Source organism: Gemmatimonadota bacterium, assembly GCA_026706345.1.
In the GTDB taxonomy this organism is placed as follows: domain Bacteria; phylum JAAXHH01; class JAAXHH01; order JAAXHH01; family JAAXHH01; genus JAAXHH01.
This window is the reverse complement of sequence record JAPOYX010000148.1, coordinates 14964-29059: the sequence shown is the minus strand read 5'-3', so window position 1 is coordinate 29059 and position 14096 is coordinate 14964. Positions and strand designations below refer to the sequence as shown.

Sequence of the window (14096 nt, the reverse complement as noted above, 5' to 3'; positions counted from 1 at the left end):
CGTAGTGAGTTGTAGCATACTTGAACATAGCAATATAAAAAAGTTGAAAAGCCGGTTCAAGCAAAAACCGGCCTAGGCGATAGGACATGGTAATACACAGAGGATAGGGGACAAGAGGGGTGAAATATCAGGAGGGTTCGGACCTATGATATCGAGGATGATGTCCATGCATATCAATAGTACGTATCTAGCGGATTACTAAAAGTCGAACTGACTGGGATCTATTGCCAAAACCTTATTAGCTATATCGTTTATAGGTATCTCATCTGGCACTACTCCGACACCAAGCTTGCCTAAATGAGATCGAAGTTCTTCAACTGGATCTGAATTGCGCATTTGAATCATCTTAACATTCTGCCGTTCTCCGTTTGCCCAAGCGTTGCTATTCGGAGAAAGTTTGTCAAAAAGAACAACACCGTTTCGGCCAACTCTGGATATCTTATCATCGATAACTTCGGGATTTCCCTCGCCAATCATCGCAACGTCAATTCGAACGGTACCTCGTCTAGTCCTTACCTCCGCATCGGTTTCTCTGTCTACTTCTTGGTCAGGCATTATGTTTAAAACAAAATCCCCGTTGGACTCGCTTAGTCCAACTATGGTCAAGGCTGCTCTAACGACACCTTTTTCTAGTAGTTTTCCCACTCTCGCCTTCTGTGAACCCCGCACTGTCAGGGTAGCAGCTCCCGCCCAGACTAGCAAGGCGCTGTCTCTGACTCCCAAATATGAGCTTTGAGACTGGATTTCATGAATCATTCTATCGAATAACTGTGGATATTCCGCTTTTTTCACACCAAGATTCTGAGCAGTTTTTTTTGTCAACCCCAATAACCAGAATTTCAGATTTTTGTCCGAGTTTTTGTCATCCCCGCGTGTAATCTCTTCGATTATAGCTTCCTTCCATTTTTCATCATCATTCTGGTCGTCCATTTTAAACTTAGCTAACTCTCGATATGCGGCTATCAGACGACGCTTAGTAACATCCTCAAAAAACAACCGATAGTTATGACCCTCAAGAATCCTTGCGACTGCTTCCCTGATACCTTCTGGCGCAAATGGGTCGAATATCTGGATTTGATTGGCCGGGAGTTTGTTATTCATTCAGGCGACACACCGTCATATTGAAAGTCATATACATCAGGCTTAAATCGCATCAGAGTGGAATCACTGGCCTGAATTTCAAAATACTTAGACGAGTTTTCGATCATCAGGAAACGGCGCCCTAATTCTCCAGCAACGCGCCCCGTTGTACCTGTTCCAGCAAAGGGATCCAAGATCAAATCTCCTTTGAAAGAATAATACCGTATAACTCGTTCCGCCAGTGCATCTGGAAACACGGCAGGATGTTGTTTATGAGACGCGGGATGCAATTTCCAAACATTTGTCCGTTCATATCCATCCTCAATCCTTGAAGATTTTACGGCCTCTGGAAACGGGTGGTTTCTTATGTTCCAGTCAATCAGCTTGTCTGTCTTCTTCCTGTAGACCATTACGTTTTCCGTAACACTAACTGCCTTATATTGAAGAGGTTGTCTGTCTGCTGCAAATCGACGCCCCCGTCCCAAGTTCCAACCTGCCCCTTCAGGTTTCTCCCAGATAATATCATCGATAAAATCAAAACCGATTTTTTTTAAGATTGGATGGAGATCATAAGGGATTGGAAGCCGTTTGCTTGAAGACGCCCTTGACGTTCGTCTCATAAGCACGGGACTGGTGTTTACGACCAAGAACCTTCCTTCAGACAAGATGGCGTGGCATTTTTTAAAGACATCTCTGAGAAAATCAAGGTAATGTTCGTAGTTTAAACTTTCGTGTGATTCAGGTTTTGCATTAAAGTAGGGAGGCGAAGTAAACACCAGTTGTGCGGTGTTTGGCGGAAAATCAACTAAGACTGTACGAGCGTCGCCCAATACAATCTTTGAAGGAACCGGTGTGAACGATACACCCTTGTATCTCGAATATGTCTGGGGCTTTGTTGATGTAGATAGACGCTCTCTCTGCAAACAAAGATTAAGATCGGTACTTCCTGCGATATCCCCGCTAGAACTGACTTGCACCTCACCAATGGGTTCGGATCCACTTTGTTCCGAGACCAACGGGACACGCCATCGGTTTAGGCGGTCATCCCATTCCGGCAATCCTAAATTTACCGCAACTGAACGTGATTTGACCCACCTTGCGACCAGATCACGCACGGTAGCGACTCTGAGTGGTTGTTCCTCATTAAATTCGTGCACTTCAACTCCTCCTAAACGTTTGGATTACCAATCAAAATACTATGATTATAACTGACTAAAAACAAGCGAAATCATAGCATAAAAAAACACCTGCTAATGATTGATATTACCCGCTTTGTGGACAGTTTCTGATTCAGACTGCTCTTTAACTATTGTCGTAGTTTATGGTTGAGAGGTGTCCGAGGGAAGAGTGACACCGCTGGATATCGCCGAAACCCGCGATGTGTTAGAACAGGGAGAGCCTCGACCTTCGTGGCAAAACACCTTCGATCAAACAGTTTGCATTCCAGAATGGTTTATAAAAGCTCTCGAACAGGACGGTTTCTTAGCAGTCATCGACCGAACCCACTGGTAGTTGTACTCTAGCCAGATTGCATCGCTTGCTAAATGCCATCTAGGTTCACTGCGATCCCTGGTCGCCGTGATGGATCACCTTTCAGAACACTAAGCTCAGGGAGTTAGAGGACAAACTGGAGGATTGAAGTGGGAGCGAGATGTGGATGGATACTTGCTCGCGAGTTCGCGCACATTCAGCGCGAAATAAACAGACACAGCGGGCCATCGCGGTGTGGAGGATCCAAAACTACTAAGCCCGTATTGTGTCATTAGGGGTTGTTAGTTATCCGTATAGTTCCTTTTTAGTTCCTCCACCTCGTCAAGATGACATTGTTTGTATTTTGATCCACTCCCGCATGGGCAGGGGTCGTTCCTATGAGGTTCTTTGCTTGCTATACTTCGTAGTTCTTCTACGTACTCACGAATACCTGCGTCTCCATGGGAGTACTCTCCCCATAAGTTGTTTCTTGCTGCGGTCAATCCATAACGATCAGTGTAAGCCAATCGGTAGAAGAAAGGTACCACCAGTTCGTTTGTAAACCGTTTCAGGGTCAGATTCCTCTCACCCGAAAATCTGAGGCTCAGGCAGCAAGCTCCATCTGCAAAGAAATGCAGGTCGATCAAATTGCAATGGTTCTGCTCCGCAATATCGACTCGCCGTCCACCGATCTCATAGACCTTAGGCCATCCATTTCGTTGGGCACAATCCAGGTTGTAACGGACCTCGAACTTGTCGCAAAGGAACGTGCTGATTGCCCGATGATCCTCGGTATCCCCCAACTTCAACTCGCCGGTCTCCCTGTCAAATGCAGCGCAAAAGTGAAGACTGCCGACTATACACCGGTCTGCGGGCAGGTAAGAAAGTTCGGGGAAGTTAGACGCCATCCATTTTATATCGGTGTCTCGTAGGATCATCTCGAATATGGCTTCCTCGGTGTTACGACTGCTGCAGTCATTGCAGGTTTGGAGGAAACGATTGTGTTAGGAGTCTTGGACTTACCGAATTCTTCACCAAACAGCTTTTGCCACTTTTTTATGCTTTTCCACAAATCCTTCTCTTCGAATGCGTCGTTTACCTGTAGGGTGTAAATCATGAACTTTTCCCTGAAGTTCTGGTACTTGCTCTGGTTCCAGTGACGTGTGAAGGTCTCATGGGGCAGTACCGGGTTGCGAATCTCCGGCATGGAAGGGTTGGCCTGCAAGAAAGCACTTATGCGGTTGCAGACTATCATCAAAGTGTCTGGGACGGTCTTGAAACTGTCGCTGCCCTCGTTGTCCTGTACGGATATCCCGATGAGTGTAGTAAGTAGGATCGACGGGGCCGTGAAGTTGCCTTTGTGGTCCCTCATATATTTCAGTAACCTGGTGACCCTCTTGAGATGGCCATTAGTGATTTGAGTCTTCTCGTTGAACCAGTCCCGATAGCCGGTTCCGTCCGTAACTTCGAACTGGTTGGTTTTGTTGTTGCATATATAGCGTTGGCCGTTGTATTCGATGCACGGAACTATGTCTAAGTGGAAGTCCCCGGCATAGTCGACCATTACACACCGAGTTTTTCTTTTCACCATGTCTCTGTACAACCCATGCTGCTGGAGACATTTGTAAACACCGTCAATGTAGTCGGGCGGCTTCATGTCCGGCTGGTACTTCATAAAGAGCAGGATATCTGCGTCGTATTCCCTAATTCCTATCGGCTTGATTATAGTTCTCAAAGCGTAGGAACCTTGGCTTTCGACCTTCTCGAAGAGATCTAGGTGCCGGCTCAAATGCGTTGTCACTGCCGACACGTGGTCATTCAAGTCGTCCAACCGAGACTGATTGATGTTCACGTGGTTGGAAAGGAACTCGTTGAATTCATCTACCAGTTTCATTTTATGCCTCTCCTTATGTGTTTCAAAATCGCTTTAGATTGGTATGTGAAATCCCTATCGGCAAGGGCCTTCAAGTTTGCAAGATGTACGGTGTCGTCCAACTCCCAAGTGTCGATTTCCGTGTCTAGCCGCAAGTACCTTTCATTCAAGATCAGTTTCGCTATATTGGTGGAAGCCTGGGACTGTAGCGACAGAATGTAGGACACTAACTTGGAAGCTCCCCAACCAGTTAGAAGTCCCCAAGATTTCTGACTGGCATAGATTTCTGCTGTGTAGCCGGTTCCTAAAGAAAGCGTATATACATTTTCCACCCCCTTGTTGAACTTAGACAGGGCCTCAGACAAAGCGATAATCGACGGATTGTTGGCCCAAAGTCCGCCGTCCGCCAGGATATACGGACCCATCAATCTGGGGTCGAAATACGTTGGTGCAGCGCAGGAGGCAAGAATCGCATCCCTGAGCGGCACGTTCCCGTCCCTCTCGTATGGCTCACCGAGGTCCATCAAATACCTGGACTTAAACACGTGTACCCCACCAGTGGCAATATCAGCACTGGTAATTATCAAAGGAGTATTTACATCTCGGAGGACAATATCCGGAATGTGTTTCGCCAGCGATTTTTCGAGGGATTCACTTGAATACCTGCTACGCCAATAAAATGACACGCGAGAAGGAAACTTTGCTTTCCCAAAGATTAATGGAGATTCCTCCTCAAATAAACTAACCACCTGCTTCATCGGTATTCCGGCGGCTGCAGCCCCTGTGATGATGGATCCTGTGCTTGTACCAGCGAGCAGGTCGAAGCAATCTCTGATCTCTGACTCAAGAGAATCTTCAACTCTGGCGAGTATTTGAGCGGCGTACACTCCCCTGGTCCCGCCTCCATCAACACTCAGAATACTGAAGACGTCGGCTTTGCTTGTTGGATTATCCATCTTTGTCACCAAACAACATGATTGACTTTTGAGAAACCGCAATTGACCCCGGGATTGAGATTTATTATCATTTGACTGTTCCCAAACCTGACAGGTCGACTATGACAACCTATAGACTATATAATACATCCTCTGTTACATTGTCAAGATAATGTTTCAATGATGAAACAGGAGGCTGTTTTGGCAAAGGTAACGCTAAAGAACTTGGGAACCATAGTCCGTGAAAAGCGAGGTTCTCGAGGGCTTCGAACCGTGGCGAGCGAGATCGGAACCAGTGCGCCAACGCTTTCTCGCATCGAGTCAGGTAAAATGCCCGATCTGCAAACGTTCGGTAAGTTGTGTCGATGGCTCGGTCTAGATCCGGCCAATCTGCTGGATGTAAGACCCAAACAGTTAGAATCAGGGCCTACCCATGTAGCGGTTGCCCACCTGAAAGCCCACCGGGAGATTGATCCACAGACTGCGAAGGCCTTGGCAAATGCAATATTGAAGGCACAGATGATCTTGCATGACGCCCCAGAAGAGGTGAGGGAATCGGATGGAGAGGGGTTTTAAGGCACGATGTGAGGAAATGTCTCGTTCCTTGCGTATTGAACTGGGCATTGCTTCCAGTGCACCTCTGCCAGCTGAAGAACTCGCATCCTTTTTGGAGGTGCGTGTTTTACAGGTAACGGAACTCGGTCTTTCACCTGATGACACCAGACAGTTATTGCATCATGATCCAGAGTCATGGTCCGCAATAACCGTATCGTCGGCTGGCAAGGATGCCATCATAGTTAATCCAAACCATCATGGAGGGCGTTATTCGAGCGACGTGATGCACGAACTGGCACATCTGCTACTGGGCCATGAATCAAGCACCCTGTTTTTTGCTGGTCAGGAAGACTTGGCCTTGCGCGGGTATAACAAGGAAGCTGAAGACGAAGCTAATTGGCTGGCCGGTGCTTTGTTGCTGCCTAGGGATGCCTTGGTATCAATACGGAAGAGACGCTATTCTAAGGAATTGGCATGCACAGACTATGGAGTAAGCCGTCAAATGCTGGATTACCGAATGCGGATGACAGGGGTGGAACGGCAGTTCTCAAAAGGTAAGAAGTCCAACTTCAAACAGTGAACCCCCGTAGCGAACTGCCTCGTTATTTGCTCTTCCCTCCCACCTGATGTTACGATTACAGACTTTGTGCTTGGGATGATCTTTGTTTCAGTCTGATTCCTGAATGAAGACCCGACTTTCAAGGAATCGTTATCGCCTCGGCGTACCAGACTATGGCAACCAAACCACGAATTGGTATACCACGGCCCGGCATCCTGCGATCAACCGGCATATCCCGCCGCGCCGTCATCCTGGGCCTGGCGCTCGCCGTCCTGATCAACATCTGGGTGCCCTTCGGCTCCTTCATCCTGCAGTCCTCCCGCATGACGGTGGGCCACCTGCCGATCTCGGTCCTGATTCCCTTCTTCTTCCTGCTCTTCATCGTCAACCCGGCCCTGCGAACCTGGAGGCCGTCCTGGGTGCTGAACGGAAATGAACTGGCTCTGGTCTTCGTGATGATGTTCGTTTCCTCCCTCGTGCCCGGCAAGGTCATGGTCGCCTACCTCATGGGGGTCATCGCGACACCACACTACTTCGCCCGGCCGGAGAACCAGTGGGCCACCACCTTTTTCCAGTACCTGCCCGACTGGCTGCTGGTGAGCGGCCAGGGCAACACGCTGGTGTGGTTCTACGAAGGGATTCCTGAAGGGGCCGGCGACGTCATCTGGGGACCCTGGCTCCCGCCCCTCTTCTGGTGGCTGACCTTCTTCGTGATGCTCTTCTTCATGGGCGCCTGCATGTCCACTATCATGCGGAGGACTTGGGTTGCCCACGAAAGACTGACCTTTCCGCTCGTCCGGATGGCCGTCGACCTGATCCGCCACGACGAACGGACGGAACGAACCTTTCCCGGCTTTGTCTACGACCGCATGTTCCAGGTGGGCTTCGGCGTCACGCTGGCCCTGATGATCTGGAACATCGCCGCGTTCTGGGGCGCCATTTCGCCCATACCCATCGGGGCGCTCTACCACACCAACCTTAACTTCCTGGAGGGCTTCACTGCCATCAGGATCAGTGTGAATATCTATGCCCTTTGCTTCGCCTTCCTGGCACCGCTGGAGATCACCTTCAGCCTGTGGTTCTTCGCCCTTTGCGGCGTATTGGAAGGCGGCCTGCTCGATCGCGTCGGACTCCAGTATTCCGGCAGCCCGGTGGGCGTGAACGCCGTGGTGAAAGCCCAGTTCTTCGGCGGGTTCATCGTATTCGTCATCTGGCACCTGTGGACGGCCCGCGAGCAGATCGCCGATGTCTTCCGGCGAGCCGTGCGCGGCGGCGGGCAGCCGCCCACGGAGCTCATGTCCTACCGCGTGGCCGTGCTCGGACTGGCGGGCAGCGTGGTGTACCTGGTGGCCTGGCTTGTGGGTTCGGGCCTTTCGTGGCAAGTGGTGCCCGTATATCTGTTCTTCCTCTTCGTCCTGTACCTGGGTACCGCGCGGATCATCGCCCAGACGGGCCTGGCCTTCCTAGACCTGCCGGTCAATGCCCACCACTTCACCATCCTGACCATGGGATCGGGGAACATCGACCCCCAGAGCCTGACCACCCTCGGCCTGGGGTCCGCCTACGCCCGGAACTGGCGGGGCATCGGCATCGGCACCATCGCCCAGTCGGACAAAGTGATGTCCGACCTGCAGCAGGACAAGCGGGGGATCCTCGCCCTCATGACCGTTACCTTCGTGATCAGCATGCTGACGTCCGTCCTGTACACGATCTACATCGGGAATACGACCGTTGGCGCGTACAACTTCGGCGAACGCGACGCCTTCGGCGGCAAAATCAACGAGTCGTACTACGACGACATCGTACGGTGGATACGGAATGCTGACCAGCTGCAGCCGCCCGAGTTCCTCTTCATGGCCCTGGGCGGCGTCGCCATGCTCGTCATGACGGCCCTGTCCTACCGGTTTCCCGGCTGGCCCCTGGCGCCGGTGGGGTTCACCGTGGCCTTCGCCGACGTGACCCGTCTGCTCATGTTCTCGCTGTTCCTGGCCTGGCTGATCAAGATGCTGTTGATGCGGATCGGCGGGGTGACCGTGTACCGCCGGGCCCAGCCCTTTGCCTGGGGCGTGCTCGTGGGATACAGTACGGGGGTTTTTCTCGGGTTCCTCGTGGACTGGATCTGGTTCCCGGGGCAGGGGCATTCCCTTCATGAATGGACGTAGACCGACGGGATACCGTTCACCGTATATACAATTCACCGTATATACAACTCTTCCACGTCGCGGATGAGGCGGTCGATCTCGGCGAGGTCGTGCCGGTCCAGCTTCCCCGGCGCCCGCGTGTACGTCGACCCGATCAGGCCGCGCCGCTTCAGGATCTCCTTGCAGAAGATCACGCCGTGGAGGCTTTCGATGTTGATGAGGGGCAGCAGCCGGTTGTGGATCTCCCGCGCGCCTTCCACGTCACCCGACCGGTAGCGTTCGTAGAGACGGACCAGCACGTCGGTGAACTCGGCAGCGGGCATGGTTCCGCTCACGCCCCGGTTCAGTTCGTCGATGAACCAGCGCCCCCCGAAGCCGGTGAACACGCCGTGCAGCTCGTCGCCGCAGGTATCCATCAGGGCCGTCACCGAATGGCCGCAGGGCATCATCTCCTCCTTGATGTACTTCACGTGCGGAATGTCCAGCAGCAACTCCCGGATGAACCCCGGTGAGAGGCTGGATCCGAGGGGTGGATCGAAGTTCTGGATGAACACGGGGTTCCCCACGGCCTCGGCGACCCGCCGGTAGTAGTCCACCAGGCCGCCCAGGCCGGGCTTGAGCACGTAGGGCGGCAGGGCGATCGCTCCGTCGGCGCCGGCCTCGCGCGCATGGCGGCTGAACATCACGGCGACCTCGGTACTCACCCCCGCCACCCCCGCAATCATCGGAATGCGACCGTCGGCCTGCTCCACGGCCACGGCCACAACCCGTTTTCGCTCGTCGTCCGAGAGCAGCCAGAACTCGCTGACCATGACGGGATAGACGATGCCGTGGGAGCCCACGTCCACGCAGAAATCGATCTGTCTGCGCAGCCCCTCCTCGTCCAGCGCGCCGTCGTCGGTAAAAGGCGTCTGGGGTATGGTGAATATGCCGTGCCAGCCATGCCGGCCGTCGCTTTTCATGCCAACCTCCTTGATCGAAGATACGGTTTCCGCCGTGTGTCGCGCATCACTACCCGGGCACTGCTCCAGGGGGTCCGGGCGACCCCTCCAGGGGCGTCACCGGGCGTCGCTCCTGGGGTGTCCCGAGCGCCCCTCCAGGGGTGTCCCGGACGCGTTTCCTGAAGGTGCCCGGGACGCGTTCGCAAATCAATATAATGATTGACAGAAGGGGTGCCACGTCCCTATTTTGTGTCGATGTTTTCGAATGGATCAAGGGCTGAATGCCGACGCGCAGCACACCCCGGGGAAGCTTGATGACAACGGACGTGGAACCCGATGTAGCATCGCTGGAACTTCACGAATGGCTCGAATCGATTGAGTACGTCATCTCGCAGGGCGACCCCGAGCGGACCCGCCGCATTCTCGCGGCGCTGGAGTCCCGCGCCGCCGAGTCCGGCGTACGCCTGCCCTTCTCCGCCAACACGCCCTACGTCAACACCATACCCGTAGAACTGCAGGAACCCTATCCCGGCGACCGGGACCTGGAACGACGCATCAAGAACATCGTGCGCTGGAATGCGCTCGCCATGGTGGTCCGCGCCAACCGGGCCGACGCCTCCATAGGCGGGCACATATCCACCTACGCGTCGTCCGCGACGCTCTACGAGGTGGGCTTCAACCACTTCTTCCGCAACCGCAACGGAAGCCACGAGGGCGACCTCCTCTTCGTCCAGGGACACGCCGCGCCCGGCATCTACGCGCGGGCCTACCTGGAAGGCCGCATCTCCGAAGAGCAGCTGAAGAACTTCCGCCACGAGGTGAATCCGCCCGGGCTCCCGTCCTATCCCCACCCCTGGCTCATGCCGGATTTCTGGGAATTCCCCACGGTATCGATGGGGCTCGGCGCCATCACCGGCATCTACCAGGCTCGTTTCATGAAATACCTGGAGAACCGGGGGATCAAGAAACCGAGCGATTCCAAGGTATGGGTCATGATGGGCGACGGAGAGATGGACGAACCCGAGTCCCTCGGTGCCATCACGGTGCCGGTCGTGGAGATGCTCGACAACCTCATCTTCGTGGTCAACTGCAACCTGCAGCGCCTCGACGGCCCGGTCCGGGGCAACCACAAGATCATCCAGGAACTGGAAGCCATCTTCCGGGGCGCGGGATGGAACGTGATCAAGTGCATCTGGGGCAGTGACTGGGACCCCCTGCTGGAGAAGGACGGCGACGGACTCCTCGTGAACCGCATGCACGAGACGGTGGACGGCCAGTACCAGAAGTACAGCATGGCAACTGGCGAATACATCCGGGACAGGTTCTTCGGCGTACATCCCGATCTGAAGAAGATGGTGGAACACCTGTCCGATTCCCAGCTGCAGCACCTGCGGCGGGGCGGACACGATCCGCTCAAGGTCTACCATGCCTACAAGGCGGCCGTGGAGAACGAGGGTTCGCCGACGGTCATCCTGATGAAGACGATCAAGGGTTACGGACTGGGCGACAGCGGGCAGGGCGCCAACAGCACCCACCAGATCAAGAAGATGGAGGACAGCGACCTGCTGGCCTTCCGGGACCGCTTCCGGATCCCGATTTCCGATGAAGACGTGGCCGAAGTACCCTTCTACAAGCCGCCCGAGGACAGCGAGGAGATCCAGTACCTCCACGAGCGGCGCAGGGCATTGGGAGGCTACGTGCCCTCCCGGCGGACGACCTTCACGCCGCTGCACGCGCCGAAGCAGGACAAGTACAGCAAGTACTACGAAGGGACGGACAGGCAGGTGTCGACGACCATGGCCTTCGTCAACATCCTGTCGGACCTGATGCGGGACAAGGAGATCGGCAACCTCGTCGTTCCCATCGTGCCCGACGAGGCCCGGACCTTCGGCATGGAGGCCCTGTTCCGGCAGTCCGGCATCTATTCCCCGGTGGGGCAGCTCTACGACCCGGTGGACAGCGAAACGCTCCTGTACTACCGCGAGTCGAAAGACGGCCAGTTGCTGGAAGAAGGCATTTCGGAAGCGGGCGCCATGTCGTCCTTTATCGCCGCCGGCACGGCCTACGCCACCTACGACATCAACACCATCCCCTTCTTCATCTACTACTCCATGTTCGGCCTGCAGCGCGTCGGCGACCTGGTCTGGTCCGCGGGCGACATGCGCTGCAAGGGCTTCCTCGTCGGCGCCACGTCGGGACGCACCACGCTGGCGGGCGAAGGACTCCAGCACCAGGACGGCAACAGCCACCTGCTGGCCTACCCGGTGCCGAACCTGCTGGCCTACGACCCCGCCTACGGATACGAACTGGCGGTGATCATCGAAGAAGGCATCCGGCGCATGTACGAAGAACAGGAAGACGTGTTCTACTACCTGACCGTGCACAACGAGAACTACGCCATGCCCCCCATGCCCGGCGATCCAGAGGCAACCCGGGAGGGCATCCTCAAGGGGATGTACCGGTTCCGCGAATCGGAGAAGAAAAACGGCGAGCTCCGGGTCCAGCTCTTCGGCAGCGGCGCCATCCTGAACGAGGTGCTCAAAGCCGGCCGGATCCTGGAAGAACAGTACGGTGTCACCGCGGACGTCTGGAGCATCACCAGCTACAAGGCGCTGCACAACGAGGCGGTGGACGTGGAGCGGTGGAACATACTGCATCCCGAAGAAACGCCCCGCGTACCTTATGTGACTTCGTGCGTGGCCGATATTCCGGGTCCTTACGTGGCGGCCTGCGACTACGTGAAAGCGCTGCCGGACACGGTATCCGCCTGGTTCCCGGGTCATTTGATCACCCTGGGCGCCGATGGATTCGGACGCAGCGACGGCCGTGCCGCTCTGCGGGATTTCTTCGAAGTGGATGCCCGTTACATCGCGCTGTCCGCGCTCTACGGCCTGATGCGGGACGGCAAACTACCCGCCGCAAGGCTGAAGCAGGCGATGGACGAACTGGAAATCGACGCCGACAAGCCGAATCCGCTCATGCTGTGACACGCTGAAGCAGGCGATGGACGAACTGGAAATCGACGCCGACAAGCCGAATCCGCTCATGCTGTGACACGCTGAAGCAGGCGATGGACGAACTGGAAATCGACGCCGACAAGCCGAATCCGCTCATGCTAATGACAGGGAGACGCAAGACCTATGGCGACGCCTTTCAATCTTCCGGCGCTGGGTGAGAACGTCGACGCGGGCACCGTGGTGGGTATCCTGGTGGCCGTCGGGGATCAAGTCGAAGAAAACCAGCCCGTCCTGGAGATCGAGACCGACAAGGCCAACCTCGAGGTGCCGTCGGGATTCAGCGGGGTGGTGACGGAAATCCTCGTGGAGAACGGTGCGACGGCCGAGGTAGGCGCTCCTGTCCTGATGTATGAAGAAGGGGTGGGGGAGGGCGCGGAAGCCGGCGAGACCCCTGCCGAAGCGGACGGAGAGGCGGAGACCGAGGCGCCTGCCGAAGTTTCGGAGTCGAAGGACGAGAAGCCTGCCGCCGAGGCGGACGCTGGCGGGGCCACGGATTCAGCCCCACAGGCGCCGCCTGCGACGAGCGCGCCACCTGCCGCGGCCACTGGTCCCGCGGAGGAAACCGCTGCGCCGCCTCCGCCGACTGCCCCGGTCGTTCCAGCGGCCACTTCAGGGGCGCCCGTGCCTGCCGCGCCTTCCGTACGCCGCTTCGCCCGGGAGATCGGGCTCGATATCGCCCAGGTGCCCGGAAGAGGTCTCGGAGGACGGATTTCCGTCGAAGATGTCAAGGCCCATTCCAGGCAGTTGAGCGCCGGCCAGGGCGCCGCTGCCGGTCCCAGGCCATCCGCTCCGGCTTCGCTGCCGGACTTCTCAAAATGGGGCCCGGTGGAAACCGAGCCGATGAGTAGCCTGCGCCGGGCCGCCGCGGAGCACCTGTCCGCCGCCTGGACGAACATCCCCCACGTCACTTACGGCGACAAGGCCGACGTCACCGACATGGAGGCCCTGCGCAAGCAGTTCGGTCCCGCGGCCGAAGCCGCCGGCGGCAAGCTGACCATGACGGCCATCGCCCTGAAGATCGTGGCCGCTGCGCTCAAGCGTTTTCCCCTGTTCAACGCCAGCGTCGACATGGCCCGGCACGAGATCATCCACAAGAAGTACTACCACGTGGGCGTGGCGGTGGATACGGACCGCGGCCTGGTCGTGCCGGTCATCCGGGACGTGGACCGGAAGAACATGATCGAGCTTTCGATAGAACTGTCCGAGGTCGCCGCAAAGGCGCGGGACAGGAAGCTCTCACCGGACGATATGCAGGGGGGTACCTTCACGATCTCGAACCTGGGCGGGTTCGGCGGAACCTTCTTCGCGCCGATCGTGAACGCGCCGGACGTGGCCATCCTGGGCCTCGCCCGCAGCCGCATGGAACAGGTTTACGTAGACGGGACGTTCCAGCCGCGTCTCATGTTGCCGCTGATGATCTCCTACGATCACCGGCTCATTGACGGCGCAGACGGCGCCCGCTTCATGCAGTGGCTGGTACAGGCCTTCGAGGAACCCTTCCTCCTCAGCCTGGAGGGATGATCGG

At 55.9% G+C, this 14096-nt stretch carries 10 protein-coding genes; 5 read left to right on the top strand and 5 right to left on the bottom strand.

The window, feature by feature from the left end:
- Window positions 1-198: 198 nt before the first annotated feature.
- From OXG98_09865 to OXG98_09850, 4 genes are all read right to left on the bottom strand, one after another.
- On the bottom strand, window positions 199-1101 hold the full coding sequence (locus OXG98_09865; GenBank protein MCY3772310.1) for a CfrBI family restriction endonuclease: 903 nt from the start codon (window positions 1099-1101) through the stop codon (window positions 199-201).
- Window positions 1098-2237, bottom strand: coding sequence for a site-specific DNA-methyltransferase (locus OXG98_09860; GenBank protein ID MCY3772309.1), 1140 nt, complete (start codon window positions 2235-2237; stop codon window positions 1098-1100). The genes OXG98_09865 and OXG98_09860 overlap by 4 nt, the downstream gene beginning before the upstream one ends.
- Window positions 2238-3484: 1247 nt before the next feature.
- Entirely contained in the window at window positions 3485-4444 is a 960-nt protein-coding gene (locus OXG98_09855; protein MCY3772308.1) for a hypothetical protein, read from the bottom strand.
- A complete protein-coding gene (locus tag OXG98_09850) occupies window positions 4441-5379 on the bottom strand; it encodes a CBASS cGAMP-activated phospholipase (protein MCY3772307.1) in 939 nt (312 codons plus the stop codon). Before OXG98_09850 ends, OXG98_09855 begins: the two co-directional genes overlap by 4 nt.
- 159 nt (window positions 5380-5538) lie before the next feature.
- On the opposite strand from OXG98_09850, the gene OXG98_09845 reads away from it, so the two are divergent.
- The 3 genes from OXG98_09845 (at window position 5539) to OXG98_09835 (ending at window position 8634) form a co-directional block, all read left to right on the top strand.
- Window positions 5539-5934 (top strand): helix-turn-helix transcriptional regulator, encoded by a 396-nt coding sequence (locus OXG98_09845; protein ID MCY3772306.1) that lies wholly within the window; start codon window positions 5539-5541, stop codon window positions 5932-5934.
- A gap of 28 nt (window positions 5935-5962) precedes the next feature.
- Entirely contained in the window at window positions 5963-6493 is a 531-nt protein-coding gene (locus OXG98_09840) for an ImmA/IrrE family metallo-endopeptidase (GenBank protein ID MCY3772305.1), read from the top strand.
- A 152-nt stretch (window positions 6494-6645) separates the two neighbouring features.
- Window positions 6646-8634: a hypothetical protein gene (locus tag OXG98_09835; GenBank protein ID MCY3772304.1), complete on the top strand. Its 1989-nt coding sequence runs from the start codon at window positions 6646-6648 to the stop codon at window positions 8632-8634.
- A gap of 32 nt (window positions 8635-8666) precedes the next feature.
- Here the strand turns inward: OXG98_09835 and OXG98_09830 are convergent, their stop codons facing one another.
- The gene (locus OXG98_09830) at window positions 8667-9575 is read right to left on the bottom strand and encodes a dihydrodipicolinate synthase family protein (protein MCY3772303.1); all 909 of its coding nucleotides are present in this window, start codon (window positions 9573-9575) and stop codon (window positions 8667-8669) included.
- Between the two features lie 293 nt (window positions 9576-9868).
- Between OXG98_09830 and aceE the strand changes: the two genes are divergently transcribed.
- Together aceE and OXG98_09820 are read left to right on the top strand one after the other, a co-directional pair.
- Complete coding sequence (gene aceE, locus OXG98_09825) at window positions 9869-12541, top strand: pyruvate dehydrogenase (acetyl-transferring), homodimeric type (protein ID MCY3772302.1); 2673 nt, start codon at window positions 9869-9871, stop codon at window positions 12539-12541.
- A gap of 153 nt (window positions 12542-12694) precedes the next feature.
- A complete protein-coding gene (locus OXG98_09820) occupies window positions 12695-14092 on the top strand; it encodes a 2-oxo acid dehydrogenase subunit E2 (protein ID MCY3772301.1) in 1398 nt (465 codons plus the stop codon).
- Window positions 14093-14096: the final 4 nt, after the last annotated feature.

Excerpts from the sequence above, each read along its gene's own strand:
- OXG98_09845 (MCY3772306.1), top strand. The coding sequence starts at position 5,539 with ATGATGAAACAGGAGGCTGTTTTGGCAAAGGTAACGCTAAAGAACTTG.
- OXG98_09865 (MCY3772310.1), bottom strand. The coding sequence starts at position 1,101 with ATGAATAACAAACTCCCGGCCAATCAAATCCAGATATTCGACCCATTT.
- OXG98_09820 (MCY3772301.1), top strand. The coding sequence starts at position 12,695 with ATGGCGACGCCTTTCAATCTTCCGGCGCTGGGTGAGAACGTCGACGCG.
- OXG98_09855 (MCY3772308.1), bottom strand. The coding sequence starts at position 4,444 with ATGAAACTGGTAGATGAATTCAACGAGTTCCTTTCCAACCACGTGAAC.
- OXG98_09830 (MCY3772303.1), bottom strand. The coding sequence starts at position 9,575 with ATGAAAAGCGACGGCCGGCATGGCTGGCACGGCATATTCACCATACCC.
- OXG98_09835 (MCY3772304.1), top strand. The coding sequence starts at position 6,646 with ATGGCAACCAAACCACGAATTGGTATACCACGGCCCGGCATCCTGCGA.
- aceE (MCY3772302.1), top strand. The coding sequence starts at position 9,869 with ATGACAACGGACGTGGAACCCGATGTAGCATCGCTGGAACTTCACGAA.
- OXG98_09850 (MCY3772307.1), bottom strand. The coding sequence starts at position 5,379 with ATGGATAATCCAACAAGCAAAGCCGACGTCTTCAGTATTCTGAGTGTT.